The 18015-nt window shown below is 72.2% G+C and carries 12 protein-coding genes and 2 pseudogenes; 1 reads left to right on the top strand and 13 read right to left on the bottom strand.

Going from position 1 to position 18015, the window contains the following annotated elements:
- Window positions 1-134 precede the first annotated feature (134 nt).
- Window positions 135-1577, top strand: a pseudogene (locus ABD345_RS22680) (NF041680 family putative transposase).
- A gap of 19 nt (window positions 1578-1596) precedes the next feature.
- Here ABD345_RS22680 and ABD345_RS22675 read toward each other — a convergent pair.
- The 13 genes and pseudogenes from ABD345_RS22675 to ABD345_RS22615 form a co-directional block, all read right to left on the bottom strand.
- Complete coding sequence (locus ABD345_RS22675; protein WP_344554409.1) at window positions 1597-1995, bottom strand: hypothetical protein; 399 nt, start codon at window positions 1993-1995, stop codon at window positions 1597-1599.
- A pseudogene (locus ABD345_RS22670) lies at window positions 1992-2845 on the bottom strand (IS5 family transposase). Before ABD345_RS22670 ends, ABD345_RS22675 begins: the two are co-directional and overlap by 4 nt.
- Complete coding sequence (locus tag ABD345_RS22665; RefSeq protein WP_344554407.1) at window positions 2790-3146, bottom strand: hypothetical protein; 357 nt, start codon at window positions 3144-3146, stop codon at window positions 2790-2792. Before ABD345_RS22665 ends, ABD345_RS22670 begins: the two are co-directional and overlap by 56 nt.
- Before the next feature lie 453 nt (window positions 3147-3599).
- Window positions 3600-4889: an ATP-grasp domain-containing protein gene (locus ABD345_RS22660; RefSeq protein WP_344554406.1), complete on the bottom strand. Its 1290-nt coding sequence runs from the start codon at window positions 4887-4889 to the stop codon at window positions 3600-3602.
- Window positions 4886-8041 carry an AMP-binding protein gene (locus ABD345_RS22655; RefSeq protein WP_344554404.1) on the bottom strand — a complete coding sequence of 1052 codons (3156 nt, stop codon included), beginning with the start codon at window positions 8039-8041 and terminating at the stop codon, window positions 4886-4888. The genes ABD345_RS22660 and ABD345_RS22655 overlap by 4 nt, the downstream gene beginning before the upstream one ends.
- 94 nt (window positions 8042-8135) lie before the next feature.
- A complete protein-coding gene (locus ABD345_RS22650; RefSeq protein WP_344554402.1) occupies window positions 8136-9410 on the bottom strand; it encodes an MFS transporter in 1275 nt (424 codons plus the stop codon).
- A 2-nt stretch (window positions 9411-9412) separates the two neighbouring features.
- Complete coding sequence (locus ABD345_RS22645) at window positions 9413-10282, bottom strand: sugar phosphate isomerase/epimerase family protein (protein WP_344554400.1); 870 nt, start codon at window positions 10280-10282, stop codon at window positions 9413-9415.
- 81 nt (window positions 10283-10363) lie between these two features.
- The gene (locus ABD345_RS22640) at window positions 10364-13558 is read right to left on the bottom strand and encodes a non-ribosomal peptide synthetase (protein ID WP_344554398.1); all 3195 of its coding nucleotides are present in this window, start codon (window positions 13556-13558) and stop codon (window positions 10364-10366) included.
- Window positions 13555-14547 carry an LLM class flavin-dependent oxidoreductase gene (locus ABD345_RS22635; RefSeq protein WP_344554396.1) on the bottom strand — a complete coding sequence of 331 codons (993 nt, stop codon included), beginning with the start codon at window positions 14545-14547 and terminating at the stop codon, window positions 13555-13557. Before ABD345_RS22635 ends, ABD345_RS22640 begins: the two co-directional genes overlap by 4 nt.
- A 54-nt stretch (window positions 14548-14601) precedes the next feature.
- A complete protein-coding gene (locus ABD345_RS22630; RefSeq protein ID WP_344554395.1) occupies window positions 14602-15537 on the bottom strand; it encodes a fatty acid desaturase family protein in 936 nt (311 codons plus the stop codon).
- A 12-nt stretch (window positions 15538-15549) separates the two neighbouring features.
- The gene (locus ABD345_RS22625) at window positions 15550-15783 is read right to left on the bottom strand and encodes an MbtH family protein (RefSeq protein WP_344554394.1); all 234 of its coding nucleotides are present in this window, start codon (window positions 15781-15783) and stop codon (window positions 15550-15552) included.
- A 153-nt stretch (window positions 15784-15936) separates the two neighbouring features.
- Window positions 15937-17139 carry a cytochrome P450 gene (locus ABD345_RS22620; RefSeq protein WP_344554392.1) on the bottom strand — a complete coding sequence of 401 codons (1203 nt, stop codon included), beginning with the start codon at window positions 17137-17139 and terminating at the stop codon, window positions 15937-15939.
- Window positions 17140-17243: 104 nt separating this feature from the next.
- Window positions 17244-17999 (bottom strand): aspartyl/asparaginyl beta-hydroxylase domain-containing protein, encoded by a 756-nt coding sequence (locus tag ABD345_RS22615; protein ID WP_344554390.1) that lies wholly within the window; start codon window positions 17997-17999, stop codon window positions 17244-17246.
- Window positions 18000-18015 lie beyond the last annotated feature (16 nt).

Here is an 18015-nt window from a genome sequence, read left to right as displayed (position 1 = left end):
AAATCTGAGCTTGGCGTTTAACCTCGGAGGTCACTCGACCTGCTGATCTGCGGTTCTTCCCGGGACAACGGGGGCGGCCGTTCTCCACGCTTCGAGATGTCAAGTCACGAAGCACGAGAGAACGGCCACTGCCCATGAGTCTTGCCGTCGATACGCCCGCGTGCCAGGCATTGGCCCTCTTGTCCCGCTTTCGGGTTGAGTTCTACGAATGCTTCTACGCCCGCCCGGACGCACTCTTCGAGCTCACCGACGCGGTGCTGTGCGCGGACGGACCGGTGAAAACCCTCGTCGAGCTGTCGCTTGCGGCCGAGCACCGGCGCGGGCACGGCGCCCTGTACGCGGCGCTCGACCGGGGCTGGCTGGAGCCGGCCCGGCTGCGTCGCACGCTGGCCCGCCTGCCGCTGCCGAAGGCGGCCGACGGCCGGATCGTGCTTGCCGTGGACGTGAGCAACTGGCTCCGCCCCGACGCCCCCACCAGCGACGACCGGCTGTTCTGCCACGTCTACGGACGCGGCGACCGCAGCCGGGACCAGTTCGTTCCCGGCTGGCCGTACTCCTTCGTCGCCGCCCTGGAGACGGGCCGCACCTCCTGGGTCGCGCTGCTGGACGCCGTACGCCTCGGACAGGCCGACGACGCAACCGCTGTCACCGCCGCCCAACTGCACGATGTCGTGGAGCGGTTGACACAGGCCGGGCACTGGCAGCCGGGCGACCCGGAGATCCTGATCACGATGGACTCCGGCTACGACGTCGCCTACCTCTCCCACGCTCTCGCCGACCTTCCGGTCGTGTTGGTCGGACGCCTGCGCTCGGACCGCGTCATGCTCCGTGACGCGGGCTCCGCACGCTCCACCCCCAGGGGCGGGCGCCCGCGCCGGCACGGCGGGGTCCTCACCTTCGCGAAGCCCGAGAGCTGGCACCGGGCCGAGGCCACCACGACCACGGACACCACCCGCTACGGCAGGGCCGAGGCGATCGCGTGGGACCGGATGCACCCCAGACTCACCCACCGCGGCCCCTGGCTGAAACCACACCATGGAGGAACTGCCGATCCTGCACGGGACGTTGGTCCGTCTCACGGTCGAGCGCCTGCCGGGCGACCGGGACCCGAAACCGGTCTGGCTGTGGTGCTCGGCCACCGACGCCGCACCGGCCGACGTGGACCGCTGGTGGCAGTCGTTCCTCCGCCGCTTCGACCTGGAACACACCTTCCGGCTGATGAAGCAGACGCTCGGCTGGACCGCCCCGAAGATCTGCCACGCCGACAGCGCCGACCTGTGGACCTGGCTCGTCATCGCCGCCCACACCCAGCTCCGCCTCGCCCGGCCGCTGGCCGAGGACCTCCGCCGCCCCTGGGAGCGGCCCGCCGAGCCCCGCCGCCTCACCCCCGCCCGGGTGCGACGGGGGTTTCGCAACATCCGCCCGACCACCCCCGCCCGGCGGCACCGAAACCGACCACGCCCGGCCCGGGACGACCCCCCGGCTCGAAGAACAAGCAGCAGGCCACACGCCACAACGTCGGAAAGACGGTCAAACGCGCCGACACAATCAAGGATCACCAAGCCCGACAAGGATAAAACCCAAGCTGAGAGGGCGTTAAGTCCGTTTCTGGTAGCGGCCGCGTCCGGGTTGGTCGAGGATTCCTTGGCGGACGAGTCGTCCCAGGCGGGAGCGGGTGACGTTGATCGCGGGTTCGTCGGTTGGCAGGCCGAGGAGTTCGTGTAGTTCGCGCACTCGGAAGACCCGCCTGGGGTGTTCGTTGAAGGCGGTCACGATGCGCTGGTAGACGTTTGCGGTCTCCGTAGGGGCCGGTTCGTGGTCGGGAAGGGTGAGGCCGTCGATGACCTTGCCGGTGGTGGCGATCTCGGCGAGGCGGGCCTCGACCTCGGTGAGGGCGTTGGTGAGTTGGTCGATCTGTGCGCGCAGGTGGTCGGCGCGTGCGGCGGTCTCGTCGTGCTCGCTCTGCAGCAGCCGCAGGAGTTCGGTGACGTTCATGCCGCCGGCTCGACGTCGTCGCGCCAGGCGGGGCTGGGGATGGTGAGGCGGCGGAGCATGTCGGCAGTGGAGGCCCAGTAGACGCGGGAGGCGGCCTTGTCCAGCCGGTGGTCGTAGTCGCGGGCGAGGCGCCGGTGAGCATGAGGGTGCCGTTCGTCTGCTCGACCACCCACCGCTTCGGTTGCGGGACGAACCCCTTGCCCGCGTCGTCGGGGTTGCGCCGGACCACCTCGACGGTGATGTCCTTCACCGCCCCGTGGATGATCACCGCGTCCTTGAAGCCCTGGTCGACCAAGGCCTTCTCCAGGCGCGTCCCGCACCGCATCGCCGCTTGGTCCAGCAGGGCGATGCCGGCCTCGTTGTCGTGCGTGCTCGCGGCCAGGACCACCACGCGGATGACCAGGCCCAGCACGTCGACGGCCAGTCTCCGCTTCCTGCCGGGCGTCTTCTTGCTCGCGGCCAGTCCCGTGGTCTCCTTCGGCACGCCGGCCGAGGCGCGGACGGACCGGGTGTCGATGACCACCAGGGACGGGCCCTCTAATCGGCGGGCCCGCTCACGCACCTGGTAGCGCAGGATCTCCTGGATCCGCTGGTCAAGACCGTCCTGACGCCACAGCGTGAAGTAGTAGAACACCGCCGACCACGCCGGTAAGTCGTGCGGCAGGAGCCGCCACTGACACCCCGTCCGGTTCTGGTACAGCAGCGCGTTCACGACCTCTCGTAGGTCGCAGGAGCCCGGGTCCCCGGTCGCCGACCGCGGCACCCGCTTCTGCTTCCAGGTGGTGACCAGCGGCTCAATCAGGGCCCACTGCCCGTCGGACAAGTCCGTTGAGTACGGCATTCGCTCCATGCCCCGATATCATCATGCGCACGACATGACAGTCAGCCTGAACGCCTTCATGTCCACGAACGGGCGACACCAGATCATCCAGAAACGGATTTAACGCCCTCTTGGAAGCCCAAGCGGCTGGCAGAGAGGAGCCGATCGCATCCCGGACATCGAGGGACAGCAGGTCCGTGAGGTTGAACTGGACTTCTGCAAGCAGCGCCCACAAGGCGCGGTGCGCAACCGGGATGGCGGTGTCGGCCAACAGTTCGTTGAGCCGCTGAGGGACGATGGTGGTGATGAGCAAGGCTAACTTCTTGGTCACTTTCTGTAGTGGATGGGGTTTGCAAGGGGTGCTGCGAGTCAAAGGTGCACGCCAGGGTCCGGACCTGCCCGGCGCCCCTCGAAGGAGCCACGAGCCTGCGAGACTAACGTGGCTACAACAGGAGGCAAGCAACGGCCCGGCTGGCGGCGATCGGGAGGCCAGCGGACCGCTTCGCGGCACGGAATCGGCACACATGAGGCCGAGAAGTGCGGAGAGGTTGCGAGAACCCCCGAGAAGCATTCTCGCAGCTCAGAGCCACGGTGGCTAGTGTTTTCGCAGGTCAGGGGCTTGCTCGCCGAAAACTTGTAAAGCGGGGGTCGTCGGTTCGAACCCGACAGGGGGCTCACCGATAGGCCGGGTCGGAGGTCCTCCCGCTGCTCCAGCGGGAGGACCTCCGGCGTTCTGGCGCACGTTCCGTGCGCATCGAGCCGGGCGGGCTCGTCCGCGGTGGCGTCAGTACGCCGGCAGTTCCGGTCCGCTGATCCGCCGCACCCCGTCCGCGAACCGGAACTCGAAGGCGAGGGCGCCGCGGGCCGCCTCGATCGTGCGCACCGCCTCCGCATGGCTGTCGGCGACCCCTGAGACGGTGTCCAGCGTCAAGGTCGTGGTCCCGCCGGGCAGTTCGTCGCCCGGCCGGACGAAGCACCGGTAGGCGCCGACTCCGGGCAGCGCCCGGACCGTCTCGGCGCCGTGGACGGCTTCGAGCCGTCCGGGGCGCACCGGCGCGATGTTGTTGTACTGGAAGTGGACCCGGCCGCCGAAGTCGAAGGGCGGGAGGAACGGCTGCTCGCCGAGCGCCACGAGGCCGCCGATCCGCACCAGGTCCAGGCCGCACGCCTCCCGGGCCATCATGTTCACATGGGCCGAGATCCTCCCGTTGATCTCGATGATGCCCGGTCCGTCGGGCGTGAGCTTCAGTTCCGTGTGGGTGAAGCCGCAGTCGGACCCGACCGCCTCCAGCGCGCGGGTGACCAGTCCGAGGATCTCCTCCACCTCGTCGTCCGGCAGGTGGCTGGGCCAGATCCGGCCCGTCCCCCGGAACGGGGGCACGACCGGCGTCTTGCCGGTGAGGACGAAGTGGGTGATGCCCGCCGGGGTGCAGAGGCTCTCGACCGACACGTAGTCGCCGAACGGGTGGCTCGGCCGCCCGACGAGGAACTCCTCGACCACGAAGGGGCTCCAGTCGCCCGCCGCGTCCAGCTCGGTGAGCCGGCGCAGCACCGCGTCGGCCTCCTGCCGGGTGGAGATCGCATGGGTGTCCCGGCTGCTCCAGCCGGTGGCGGGCTTGACGACGGCCGGCAGGCCGACCGCTTCGAGGACCGCCGGCCAGTCGGCCGGTGTCTCCACGACGCCGGTGCGCGTCCGGTCGACGCCCGCCTCCCTCAGGACACGCCGCTGGAGGCCCTTGTCGGTGAAGATGCGGGCGGTGCGCACCGACTGGCCGGGCAGCCCCGCCGCGGCGGCCAGTTCTGCGGCCGGGCGGATCAGCCGCTCGCTGAAGGTGAGCACGGCGTCGGGAGCGATGCCGCGGACGAGGTCCGCGTCCGCCGCCGCGTCGCCGGTGAGCGCGTGGGTCCGCCCCAGCTGCTCGATGACCGGGCGCAGCTGCTCGACGTGGGCGGAGCCCCGCGGCAGCAGGAAGACGATGTCCCCCAGCGGGGCCAGGCCGGTGCCGATCTCACCCGCCGGCACCGCTCCCGCGTCGTACAGGACCGCGAACAGCGGTCGGGGCCGTCGGGTCACCGCCGGTCCCCCCGTCCGGCCGGAGCGGACGCCGTCGCCGGGCGGGTCGGGTGCGCGACCAGGGACCGCAGCGCCTCCCCCAGGGCGTCGGCGTACGCCTCGACCGAGGCCCGGGGCACGAAGTCCGGGTCGAAGCCGATGCGCACCCGGCCGCCGCCGTCACCGACCTCCAGGTTGACGTGGAAGGGGAAGCTCGGCCTTCCGCGTCGCCACCGGCCGCGGACGGGCGTCCGCACCAAGCGGTCGAGCTCCTGGTAGGCGTGGAAGTTCATGAAGTTGAAGGTGACGTCGAACGCCGGTCTGCCGAGCCGCTCCACCAGCTTCGCCTGCGGGTACGCGCGGTGCTGCGCGCCCTCCCGTTCGGCGTCGGCGGCGGTCCGGGCCAGTCCGGCCCACGTCGTGTCCAGGTCGGCGAACCGCATGGGCAGCGTGTTGAGGAAGAGTCCGGTGGCCAGGTCCGAACCGGGGCTCTCCGGTCGGGTGTTGTAGACGACGCCGGTGACGATGTCGTGGAAGCGCCCGGTCGACGCCCCCAGGGCCCGCACGTGCGCGGCGATCGCCAGCGACTTGACGGGGACACCGAGCAGACGGGCCAGACCCGTCAGTCCCGTGACGAGTTCCCCGCCGATCGCGAACTCGTGGCGCTGCTGCTCGCCGGGCACCGGCCCGTGCCCGCCGCCGGACGCGAGGAGCGGCTCCGCGCCGGCCCGGTCGAGCCAGTAGTCGGCGGCCGCCGCGTCCCCGACGGCCTCGCGTTCCGCCCTGATGAAGTCGCGCTGCACGCCGGACGGCAGCGGCGGGAGCTCCAGGTCGGGGGTGCCCGTCCCCGCGGCGTAGAGCGTCATCAGCTCCACCGTGAGGCGGCTGAAGCTCCAGCCGTCGAGGACGGCGTGGTGCGCGGCCAGGACGACCTGGAAGGAATCGGGCCGGGCCACCACGTGGCAGCGGGCCAGGGACGGCGACCGCCAGTCGAAGGGCAGGCCGCTCCGGCGGTCGCACCAGTCCCGCAGCAGGGTGTCGGCCTCCTCGGCGGTCGTGCACCGGTCGATGCTCAGCGGCGGCTCCACCCCCTCCCGGACGAACTGCACCAGGGCCGGGAGCCCGTCGATCCCGAAGGAGGTGCGCAGCGCCGGGTGCCGGTCGGCGAGCCGCGCCAGGGCGGCGCGGAAGGCCGTCTCGTCGAAGGGCGCGCCCACCTCCCAGCCGTCCATGACGTGGTACAGGAGCGGGTCCTGGCCGATCTCGCAGAGGTAGACCATGCCGGCCTGGAGGGCGGAGGCGGGCAGGGCGTCCGCCAGGCCCTCCGGAAGGGCGGCCCGCTCGTCCTCGCCGAGCAGCGCGAACGGCTCGTCACCGGTCCCGTCGCCGGGGGCGCCCCGCTCGGGGCCGGCCGTGCCGCCGTCCCGGGCGAGCGAGCCGACCACGCCGCGGACCGTCTGGTGGACCAGCAGGTCGCGCAGGGTCATCGGGATGCCCGCCTCGCGGGCCCGGTTGACGACGCGTACCGCGATCAGCGAGTCCCCGCCGTACGCGTAGAAGTCGCTGTCGGTCCCGAAGTCCGGGACCGACAGGCACTGCCTGACGATGCCCAGCAGCGCGGCTTCCGGCGCCTCCCCCGCGGCGGGCCCCGCACCGGCGTCGTCGGCGCAGTGCCGTGCGGCGATGTCCCCGCACGCCCGCCGGTCCACCTTGCCGCTCACGGTGAGCGGCAGCTCGTCGCGGTGCACCCAGTACCGGGGAACCATGTGGGCCGGCAGCCGGCCGTCCAACCGGGCGCGCAGGGCGGCGGCCGGCGCCGGCGTGCCGGTGTAGACGGCCACCAGTCGCAGGCCGGCCGTCGGTTCGGGCACCGCCGCGACGACCACCTCGGCGCACCCGGCTCCGGCCAGCAGGGCCGACTCGACCTCCTCCAGCTCCACCCGCCTGCCGTCCACCTTGACCTGGTGGTCCAGTCGGCCGAGGTGGACGAGTTCCCCGTCCTCTCCCGAACCGACCCGGTCGCCGGTGCGGTACCAGGCGTCCTCGCCCAGCGGCTCGTGCTCCGGCCCCGGGGACGCGAACCGGTCCCGGTCGTCGGACGGGTCCAGGTAGCCGTCGAACCGCTGCGGGCCCCGGACCTGGAGTTCCCCCTCCGACGAGATCCGGTGCTCCAGGTGGGGGTAGACCCGGCCGATCGGCACGGTGCCGTTGCCGGTGACGGGCCAGTCGGCGTGGTCGGGCGGCAGCCGGAAGGCCGAGACGGTCACGGTCAGTTCGGTCGGTCCGTACAGGTTCTCGACCGTGCTGCCGGGTGCGGCCCTGGCCCAGGCGGCCGCCTGGGCCAGGGTGAGCTGCTCGCCCGCGAAGAGGCTCCAGCGCAGGTCCGGCATGCTCCCGGCCTCCAACTGACCGGTGCGGTCCGCCACTCCGGCGAGTGCGGGCACCGAGTACCAGTGGCTGATGCGCTGCTCGGTGACGAAGCGGACGGGTTCGAGCAGTTCCTCCCGGGACGGTACGACGAGCGTGGCGCCCGCACCCCAGGCGACGAACATGTCGAAGACGGAGGGGTCGAAGGTCAGGTCGAAGGTCTGCGAGAGGCGGCAGCCCGGGCCCACGCCGTAGCGCGCGATGTTGTACCGCAGGAAGCCGTCGACATTGCGGTGCCGGATCGGCACGCCCTTGGGGCGGCCGGTGGAGCCCGAGGTGAAGAGCAGGTACGCCACGTCGTCCGGGCCGGCTGCCGGGTCGGGAACGAGTGGGCCGGCGGGCTCGGCGGGCACCGCGGGCCGCCGGCCCGGGTCGACGACCGGCAGCCCGATCCGCTCGGCGAAGCGCGCGTCCTGGCCGCCGTCGGTCACCACCACGTCGATCCCGGCCGCCTCGGCGATGAGCCGGTTCCGCTCCACCGGGTTGCCGGCGCTGAGCGGCACCACGGTCCCGCCGGCCCGCAGGGTGCCGAGGTAGCCGGCGTAGGCGGTCACGCTCCGCGAGGCGAGCAGGCCCACCCTGGGCGCGCGCCGTCCTGCCGCGTCCCGCAGCCTCCGGGCCATCTCCCCTGCGGCGGCGTCGAGTTGGGAGTAGGTCAGGCAGTCGCCGTCCACGACGAGCGCCGGTCCGTCCGGGACCGACTCGACGCCGGCGGCGAACCAGTCGTGAAGCGTTCTGTGGGGCATGGCCGTGTCCTTGTTCGGTGGGGTTCGGGGAGAGTGCCGCCTCGCCCGGCGGGGCCGGTTCGGCGTGCGGATCGAAGTGGCGGGGCGGGCCCGGTCAGGCGGGTGCGGGCACCGGCCGCGGGGCGGACACGTCCCGGAGCCCGCGCAGCGGGGAGAACACCACGAACAGCGAGGCGCTCCAGGTGCCGGCCACACAGATCCAGAGCGTGGCCGGGAGCCCCAGCGCGGCACCGAGCGCGCCGCCGAAGAGCGAGCCCAGCGGGATGACGCCGTAGCAGATCCAGAGGTAGACGGCGTTCACCCGGCTGAGGAGCCGGGGCGGGCAGACGAGCTGCCGGTACGACACGGAGGCGGTGTTGAACATGACCGCGTTGGCGGACAGGGCCGCGAGGCCGATGCCGTAGAGCGCCAGCCCCCAGCCGGGCCGGGCGAGCGGCATCAGGAAGTACAGGGGCCCCGGGGCCAGCATCGAGACCCAGATGATCCGTGCGGTGCCCACCCTGGCGGCGATCCGGTGGGCGAGGGCGCCCGACAGGAGGCCGCCCAGGGCGCCGAGGCTGAACACCAGTCCGACGGCCGCCGGCGGGGCGGACAGCTCGCGGAGCATGAACGTCACCGCGATCGACGAGGTCGCCATCACGAAGAAGTTGGAGACGCTGGTGCAGATCAGCAGGCTCCTGAGGACCGGCTCCCTGCGTACGAACGCCAGCCCCTCCCCCATGGCGGCTCCGAAGGGGACGCGCTCGGGGGCGGCCGGTCCTTCGTCGGCGGCGGCGGGGACCCGGATCATCCCCAGCGTCACGGCACTGAGCGCGTAGGTCAGCACGTTGGCGAACAGGGTCCGGGAGGAGCCGATCAGGCCGACGAACGCGCCGGCCAGCGCGGGGCCGACGAGTTCGGCGAGCGACTCGCACATCCCCAGTTTGCCGTTGCCCTCGACGAGTTGGGAGCTGCGGACCAGTCGGGGGAGCTGGCTCCGGTAGGCGACCGTGAACTGCACGGTCAGCACTCCGGAGACCCCGACGACCGCGTACAGGTAGGGCAGGCTCAGCCCGCCGGCGAGTGCCACCAGCGGGACGGAGGCGATCAGCAGCATGCGGACGACGTCGCAGAAGATCATGATCTTCCGCTGGTCGAGCCGGTCCGCGACGACTCCGGCCGGGAGGGAGAAGAGCAGGTAGGGCAGCCAGCCGACGGAGGTCAGCAGCGAGACCTGGAAGGTTCCGGCGTGCAGTACCTGCAGGGCGAGGAGGGGCAGCGCCACCATGGCCATCTGCGGGCCGAGCGTCCCGGCCCCCTGTCCGAACCAGAGCAGCATGAAGTTCCGGTTGCGCCACAGCTTCTCGGGTGCGGAGGTCTCCTGTGCCACCGCTACGCGCCCGTCGCCGCGACGAGGTCCGCGTCGGCGGCCTCCCACATGGCCCGGAGGTAGTCGAGACCGGCCTCCACGCTGGCGTTCCGGGTCTCGAACGCGATGACACCGGACCAGTCCTTCGCCCGGATCGCGTCGGTGAGCTCCCGGACCGACAGGGTCCCGTCGCCGAGGGCGAGGTGTGCGTCCTGGTTCCCGCCGTTGTCGCTCAGCGAGAGGGCGGCGATGGACGGTGCGAACGCCTCGAACGCCGGCAGCGCCAGCGACTGGTTGACGTTGGCGTGGCCCACGTCCAGCACGAACTTGATCTGGGGGATCGCGTCGAGGACCGTCGCGAAGTCGGCCTCCCGGGTGAAGACGTATGAGAACGGGCGGAACTTCGGGTAGTAGGACAGGTTCTCCAGCCACACCTCGACGCCCTGCTCCGCCGCCTCCCGCTCGACCACGGCGAGCAGCGAGACGAACCTCTCCAGCGCGGCGTCGCGGTGCGCCTTGGTCGGCCGGGGTTCGACGAAGGCGCCTCCGTGGATGACCAGCGCCTCGGCCCGGATGCGGGCCGCGAGGTCGATCTCCTGGCGCACGTAGTCGAGCGAGGCCGCCCGGACCTCCGGGATCTCGGAGGCGAGCGGGGCGCGGAAGTTCCCGTGCAGGATCGGCGAGAGCCCCTGCTCGGCAGCGGTCTCCACCAGGCGCCGGCTGCGGTCCTGCGACCAGTTGTGCGGCATGTCCTCCATCAGGCTCGCATCGACGTACCAGTGGCTGCACCGCTCCTCGCGGGCTGCCGCCAGGCCCTCCTCGGCCGTCAGGTAGCGCTGCACCGCCACCCCCGTGGAGAACGGAAGGGACCACGTGCCGTTCGCACTGTTCACTGTTGACTCATTTCTCGCATAGGTTCGGGACCCCTGGTTGCGGGGAACCGGTGGAGCGGGTGGTGGAAGGACGTCGGGTCCTCAGGACGTCGCCGGCGCCGGGGCGGAACCGCGGTCGACCATCGCCGCCAGGTTCGACACCGTGGCGTCGTAGAAGAAGTCCCGGAACCGGAGTTCGGCCCGGAAGACGGTCCGCGCCCGGCTGATCAGCTTCATCGCCAGGAGCGAGTGCCCGCCGAGCCCGAAGAAGTCGTCGTCGACCGAGACCTGTTCCACCCCCAGGACCTCGGCGACCATCGCGCACAGCACGTCCTCGCGGGGGGTCCGCGGCCCCCGCCAGGCGGATCCGCCCGCCTCCGGCGCGGGGAGCGCGCCGCGGTCGACCTTGCCGCTCGCGGTGACCGGGAGGGCGTCGAGCGGGACGACGGCCGAGGGCACCATGTAGCCGGGGAGCCGCTCGCGGGCGAACGCCCGCACCGCCCCGGCGTCCGGCCGGACCGCTCCGCCGGCCACCGTGTAGGCCACCAGGCGCCGGTCGCCGGGCACGTCCTCGCGGACGACGACCGCCGCCGCCGTGATGCCGGGGTGGTCGAGCAGGCAGGACTCGACCTCCCCGGGCTCGATCCGGTAACCGCGGACCTTCACCTGGTCGTCCGCCCGGCCCACGAAGACCAGTTGGCCGTCGGCCCGCCGGACGACGCGGTCCCCGGTGCGGTACATCCGTTCGCCGGGCCCGGCGAACGGGCAGGCCACGAAGCGTTCCGCGGTCAGCGCCGGCCGGCCCAGGTAGCCGCGCGCCAGGCCGGCGCCGGCCAGGTGGAGTTCACCGGTGACACCGTCCGGGACGGGGTTCAGCGCCTCGTCGAGCACGTACGCCCGCACGTTGTGCAGCGGCCGTCCGATGGGGGGCGCCGCCGCACCGTCCGTGCCGCGGCCGCCGAACCAGGCGGTGGCGTAGACCGTCGCCTCGGTGGGGCCGTAGAGGTTGACCAGCTCGGCGCCCGGCAGGGCCGCCCGTACCTGGCGGGCGAGACCGGCGGTCAGCGCCTCGCCGGCCAGCGCCGCGGTGCCGGCCGCCACCCCGGCCGCGTCGCCCCCGGGCAGTACGCCGAAGGCCGACGGGACCCCGCCGACGTGCGTGGCGGTGTGCCCGCGGAGTTCGGCGAGCGCGAGCAGGTCGGGCAGCACCTCGACGCGGCCGCCCCAGACGAGCGGGACCAGGAGCTCGAAGACGGAGACGTCGAAGCTCAACGAGGTGGTCGCCAGGACCCGTTCGAGCCGGTGCGCTCCGTACCCCTCGCCCGCCCAGGCGGCCAGCGCCGCCACGTTGCCGTGGGTGACGACCACGCCCTTGGGCCGGCCGGTCGACCCGGAGGTGTGGATCACGTACGCCGGGTGCCCGGGGAGCAGCGGCTCCAGGCGGTCCGCGTCGGTGACCGGTCCGCTGTCGGCCGTCTGCCGCGCGGCGGCGCCGCCGCTGCCCGGCAGCGGGGCCGCGTCCTCCACGAGCAACCGGAGCGGGCCGTCGGCCGCGGGCCCGTCGGCACAGCCGCCTCCGGCGGCCCGCCCCGTGGTGAGGAGGACCGCCGGTCGGGCGTCCTCGATCAGGGCCCGGCGCCGGGCCCCGGGGAGTTCCGGATCGAGCGGCAGGTAGCCGGCGCCGGCCCTGAGGACCGCCCAGACCGCCACGACCATCTCCACCGAGCGCGGCACGGCGACGGCCACCAGCGTCTCCGGGCCGACCCCCTGACGGATCAGCAGCCGTGCCAACCGGTTCGTCCAGGCGTCCAGTTGCGCGTAGGTGAGCTCCGCCCGGCCGTCGGCCACCGCGGGGGCGTCCGGGGTGCGGCGCACCTGCCGGTCCAGCAGGTCCGGCAGCAGCCCCGCAGGAAGGGGGCGGCCGGTGTCGTTCCAGTCGTGCACGATCCGCCGGTACTCGTCGGCCGCCAGCAGCGGAGCCGCGGAGAGCCGGAGGTCGGGGTCGGCGGCGAAGGCCTCCAGCAGCCGCACCAGCCGGTCGGCGATGCCGCGGGCGGTGTCCTGGTCGAAGAGGTCGGCGGCGAAGACCCATCCGCCGCTGAGCCCCGCCGGCTCACGGCCGGGACCGTGCTCCTCGACGACTCCGAGGGTCACGTCGAACTTCGCCGGCGGCCGGCCGGTCCGCCAGGGCGACGCCTCGACACCGGGGAGCTCCAGGGACCCCTCGTCGTTGTTCTGGAGGACGAGCAGTGTCTGGAAGAGCGGGTGCCTGCCCGTCGACCGGTCCGGGTTGAGGACCTCCACCAGGCGCTCGAACGGCATCTCCTGGTGCGCGTACGCCTCCAGGTCGGTGGTCCGCACCCGGGCGAGCAGTTCGCGGAAGGTGGGGTCGCCGGAGGTGTCCGTGCGCAGCACCAGCGTGTTGACGAAGAAGCCGACGAGGTCGTCGAGGGCGTTGTCGGTGCGGCCGGCGACAACCGTCCCGACCGGGATGTCCGTTCCGGCCCCCAGGCCGGTGAACAGCGCCGCGAGCGCCGACTGGACCACCATGAACAGGGTGACCCTGTTGTCGCGGGCCAGCCGGTTCAGCCGGGCGTGGGCGTCGGCCGACAGCCGGAAGTCGACGACCCGGCTGCCGTACCCGGGCTCGCTGCCACGCGGCCGGTCCACCGGGAGGGGCAGTTCGGCGGGCAGGCCGGCCAGCCGCTCGGTCCAGTAGGACGACTGGCGGCTGATCAGGCTGCCGGAGTCGTCCTCCTCCCCGAGGAGTTCGCGCTGCCACAGGGTGTAGTCCGCGTACTGGACGGGCAGTTCGCCCCACTGCGGCGGGCGCCCCTGCGAGCGGGCGGTGTACGCCGCCGCCAGGTCCCGCAGCAGCGGCCGGGTCGACCAGCCGTCCCCGGCGATGTGGTGGATCAGGACGAGCAGCACGTGGCGCTCCGGAGCGCTGGAGAACACCCAGCCCCGCACCGGTATCTCGGCGCCGAGGTCGAAGACGTGCCCGGACGCCTCCGCGACGCGGTCGTCGAGGTCCGCCTCGGCGACCTGCTCGCACCGGAACGGGACCTCCGCCCGCTCCGGCGGGACGATCCGCTGCCCGGACTCGCCGTCCGCCTCGCCGACGACGGTCCGCAGGCTCTCGTGGCGCCCCACCACGTCCTGGAGCGCGGCACGGAGCGCGTCCGTGTCCAACGCGCCGTCGAGCCGCAGGGCCACGGGGATGTTGTAGGTGGCGCTCGGCCCCTCCAACTGGTCGATGAACCACAGCCTGCGCTGGGCGTGGGACAGCGGGATCACGCGGCGGCCTCCTCGGCGTGGCGCACGGCGGTCAGGGAGTGCCGCAGGTCCGCTTCCTCGACGATCTCGTCGAGGATGAGCGTCGAGGCCCCGAGCGCGAGGTAGCGCGCCAGCAGCTCGCCGACCTCGGCATGAGTGCCCACCAGGTAGGGGCAGAAGGTCTTGTACGCGCGGAACGGGTAGAGCCAGTAGGTGCCCTCGGGCCCGGGCGAGCGGAAGGCGTCGGCCGACAGGCCCAGGTGCCACTGCGATTCGACGGTCTCGGCGGCGATCTCGTGGATCTCCTCGCCCATCGGATCGCGCGGGAAGCGCCGGTGGGCGACGGCCCAGGCCTCCTCGGCCGTCTCGCGGGCGATGATGCCGAGGCGGATCCCGCCGTCGGCGAGGGGGGTGCCCTCCCCGTACCCGGAGACCTCCCGCGGGTAGGCGAGCCTGGTCGCGCCGAGCCTGCGCCGCGCGGCGACGCAGGCGTCCGAGGTGCCCGAGACGAAGACGCCGGGGGTCAGGCCCGGTGCCAACGGCGGGGTCACCGAGGCGCCGTGGATCCGGTAGTAGCGGCCGTCGTAGGAGAACGGCCGGCCCCCCGCCAGCAGGCCCGACACCACTTCGGCGTACTCGGTGAGGCGGTCGTAGCGCTCGTCGTGGTCGAGCCCGCACCCCAGCTCCCGCAGGTGCCGGTGGAATCCGCCCGTGACGTAGTTGATGTCGATCCGGCGCTCGTGGAGGTAGCCGATCGTGCTGACCGCCCGGGCCACGCTGAACGGGTTCATGTAGACCGGGTTCACCGCCACCATCGGGACGAACTCCTCCGTCCGGGCGATGAGCAGCTGGGCGGCGGCCCAGGGGTCGAGCAGCTTGTTGTCGCTGTAGATGAGCATTCCGCGGCAGCCCGCGGCCTCGGCCCAGCGCGCTTCCTGCGCCAGGCGCTCGCGGAACTCGGCGGGTGTTCTGCCGGACGCCGAGGGGAAGGTCGTGTACACGGTCACCATGCGCGGTGCCTCGTCCATTTCGCTGGGGGGTGGTCGATGAGGGGGGTGCCGGGGTCACCAGGTGCGGTCCGGGGCCCGCCGCCGCCACGAGGCGGACGCCACCTCGCCGAGCACCGTCCGGTAGAAGGACCAGTAGCTCCGGTCGGTGTGTGCGGCGAACTGCCGTACCGCCCCGTGCCGTTCGGGAAGGCGGTTGATGGGGACGGTCATCGCGGCGTGGTGCTCGACGTGCAGGTTGTTGCCGTTGGTGAACCACGTGCTGAACCTGCTGCCGCTGATCGACCGGGTGTTGCGCAGCACGTCGGTGGTGTCGTCGTCGCAGTAGAGGTGCTCCGGCAGCTCGACCAGGAAGTGCAGCGGCGTGGAGAGCAGGAGCCAGGGCAGCAGCCACAGTTGGAGGACGAGCGGTCCGAAGCCGGCCAGCGCGAGGCCGCCGGCGAGCACCGCGACCAGCGAGATCAGCCGGTACTCGGACATGCTGTCGCGCCGGATGCGCTCGGAGACCTGGCCGTTCTCGTACCGCCAGGTCCCGCGCCAGCTGCGCCAGGACTGCGCGGCGACGGACGCGAGCCGCCGGTAGTCGAACATTCCGGCGAGCAGCGACCGCGGGGTCAGCTCCTGCCGTTTGTCGAAGCCGAAGAACTCGCTGTCCTGGTCGGTGCCCAGGAAGCGGTGGTGCTGGAGGTGGCGGATCCGGTAATGGCTGTAGGAGACCATCATCGGCAGTCCCAGGAGGAATCCGACAGTGCGGTGCAGGCCGACCCTCAGGAAAGCGGAATGGTGGAGGCACTGGTGCTGGAGCTCCACCATGTGTGTGTAGAGAACGCCCAGGAGGAGCATTCCCGCGATTGCGCACGCCAGGTTTCCGAGGAGCACCAGGAGCACGCCGGCGGCGCCGATCGCCAGCGCGGCGGCCAGTTTGGCCACGAAGACCCGCTGGTCCCGGGCCGTCAGCCGGGAGCGCTGGAATATGAGTTCCGATGCGGACACGGGGTCAGCTCCTCACGGGTTGCGGGCCGCCGGCCCGGCGCACCGGGACGACCTCACCAGGCTGGCCGGGCGCAGGTCGGTCCAGGTCTTCTCGATGTGGTCCAGGCAGTGCCGCCTGGCGCCGGGGCCGAAGGCCGTCCGCCAGCCGGCCGGGACGGAGTGCCCGGCGGGCCAGAGGGAGTGCTGCCCCTCGTCGTTCACCAGGACGGTGAACGTGCCGTCCTCGTCATCGAAGGGATTTGCCATTTCTCTCTCCTGCAGCATTGTCGAGCACCGCCCGGCATTGAATACGGGGATTCTTCCGGGGTGGCGGTGGATTCATTTCCAGTGAATTCTAATGAGCGCGGCGGCCGCGAACCGGTGTACGGGCCGGTGGATTTCCGGCAGTTACCGGAGAGGTCATGCCGGAAGCAGTCGGACCCGCATGCCCTTGAATCCGTTGATGACCGTGGAGGCGAGCCGGGCGGGCGGCTCCAGCAGGGTCGCGGAGCCCACCAGGTCGCACAGTTCGTCCAGGAAGAGCTGCAGTTCCATGCCGGCCAGCGCGGCGCCCAGGCAGTAGTGCGGCCCCGACCCGAGGGCCAGGTGCGGGTTGTGCGCACGGGTGATGTCGAACGTGTCCGGGTCCTGGAAGACCCGTCCGTCCCGATTGGCCGAGGAGTGCCACACCGCGACGTCCTGGCCGGCCCGGATCAGCCGGCCGCGCAGTTCGACGTCCCGCTCCGCCCTGCGCAGTACGTGCCGGCTCGGCGACACGTACCGCAGCACCTCCGCGACGGCGGCGGGCAGCAGGCTCCGGTCGCCGCGCAGGAGCCGCCACTGCTCCGGCGCCTCCATGAAGGCCAGCAGCGCGCCGACGGCGCCGTGCCGGGTCGTCTCGTTGCCGCCGAGCAGGAGCAGGTCGAAGAAGAGCATCGCGTCCTCCTCGCCCAACAGGCCGCTGTCCTGCGCCTCGACCAGCCGGGTGACCAGGTCGTCGGCCGGCCTGCGCCGCCGCTGCTGCATCAGGTCCTGGCAGTACAGCAGCAGTTGGGCATGGGCCCGGGCGGCACTGGCCCGGGCGCTCGGCGAGGTCTGCACGTCCTGGTCGGCCGAGCCGAAGGCGGCCGTGGTGAGCCGTAGCAACAGCGTCCAGTCCTGCTGCGGCACGCCGAGCAGGGCGGCGATGGAGGCGACCGGGAGCAGGGCGACGGTGTCGACGAAGTCGCACTCCCCGTGCTCCAGCGCCTCTTCGAGCGCCTGTCGGACGATCGACCGCAGGTAGGGCTCCAGTTTCGCGATCGCCCGCGGCGTGAAGGCGCGGTTGACGACCTGCCGGAGCTCGGTGTGCCGCGCCCCGTCGGTGTGGGTCAGCATCCGGCCGGCGCCTTCGTCGCCCGTCCAGCGCTGCTGGCCGAGGGTGTTGGTGCCGGCCGAACTGAAGGTGGCTCCGTCCTTCTGGACGGCGAGGCAGTCCTCGTAGGTGGTCACCGACCAGAAGCCGGGCTCCGTGCCGTCCGGGTTCCAGTGCACCGGGTCGTGGTCGCGCAGGTAGCGGAAGACCCGGAGGTGCTCCGGGGTGCTGAAGAACCGCGGATCGGCGAGGTCTATGTGGTCGAGCACGGCTCTGGCGGATCTACTGACCGGCACAAGGGCTCCCAGGAGAGTTCTGACAGGGGGTGGGGTGGAGGGGGCGGCCGGCGGGAGGGGCCCGGGGGGCGCCGTCGTCAGGGCGCCAGCATTTTCTGGATCTCGGTCATCAGCATCGTCAGCGCCGCGCGCTCGGGCAGCGTGGTGTCCGGATGCCAGAGGTCGACCAGCAGGCAGGTCCGGGCCCGGTCGCCGCCGTTCCAGGCCTCGTGCTCGAACGAGTAGTCGAACAGGAGGCACTTGCCCTCCTCCCATTCGCGGGTCTCCCCGGCCACCCGGATCGCGGCGCCGTCCGGGACGTCGACGGCCAGGTGCAGGTTGATGGAGAAGTTCCACAGGTCGCAGTGCGGCTTGATGGCGGCACCGGGGAGCAGGGTCGAGAAGTGCGACTCCAGCAGCGGGCAGATGAGTCCGGGCTCGACCGCGTGCTCCTCCAGCAGCCGGGAGGCGGTCGGGGCGGAGAGCGCCGACTCTTCCACCAGCCGGCCGTCGCGGTAGAGGTAGAGGGCCTGCCAGTCGCGCTGCTTCACGAGGTAGTGCTCGTAGTCCGAGAACCGCTCCCGGTGCCGGGCCCAGGTCTGCGCCTGCTCGGCCGCGATCCGGGAGTGGTTCTGCTCCAGCGCGGTGACCAGCGGCAGGATCTCCGGATAGGCGTAGGGGTCGTGCCACGGGACCTGGGGGATGCCCGGCAGCACCCACTTGGCCGCCTGCTGCAACGGATGGCGCCGGTCGCTGCGTCGCCGGGGCTCCAGCATCTCCTCGACCCGGTCGAGCGCGCCGGGGCCGTGTTCCGATCTGATGGCGTCGAAGAACGCGTCGATCTCCGGTGTCATGGTCTTGTGTCGTCTC

It is taken from the genome of Kitasatospora saccharophila (assembly GCF_039529925.1).
Classification (GTDB): domain Bacteria; phylum Actinomycetota; class Actinomycetes; order Streptomycetales; family Streptomycetaceae; genus Kitasatospora; species Kitasatospora saccharophila.
Note: the sequence above shows the minus strand (reverse complement) of the source record. Positions and strands in the feature narration are given on the sequence as shown.

Excerpts from the sequence above, each read along its gene's own strand:
- ABD345_RS22655 (WP_344554404.1), bottom strand. The coding sequence starts at position 8,041 with ATGCCCCACAGAACGCTTCACGACTGGTTCGCCGCCGGCGTCGAGTCG.
- ABD345_RS22615 (WP_344554390.1), bottom strand. The coding sequence starts at position 17,999 with ATGACACCGGAGATCGACGCGTTCTTCGACGCCATCAGATCGGAACAC.
- ABD345_RS22635 (WP_344554396.1), bottom strand. The coding sequence starts at position 14,547 with ATGGTGACCGTGTACACGACCTTCCCCTCGGCGTCCGGCAGAACACCC.
- ABD345_RS22675 (WP_344554409.1), bottom strand. The coding sequence starts at position 1,995 with ATGAACGTCACCGAACTCCTGCGGCTGCTGCAGAGCGAGCACGACGAG.
- ABD345_RS22625 (WP_344554394.1), bottom strand. The coding sequence starts at position 15,783 with ATGGCAAATCCCTTCGATGACGAGGACGGCACGTTCACCGTCCTGGTG.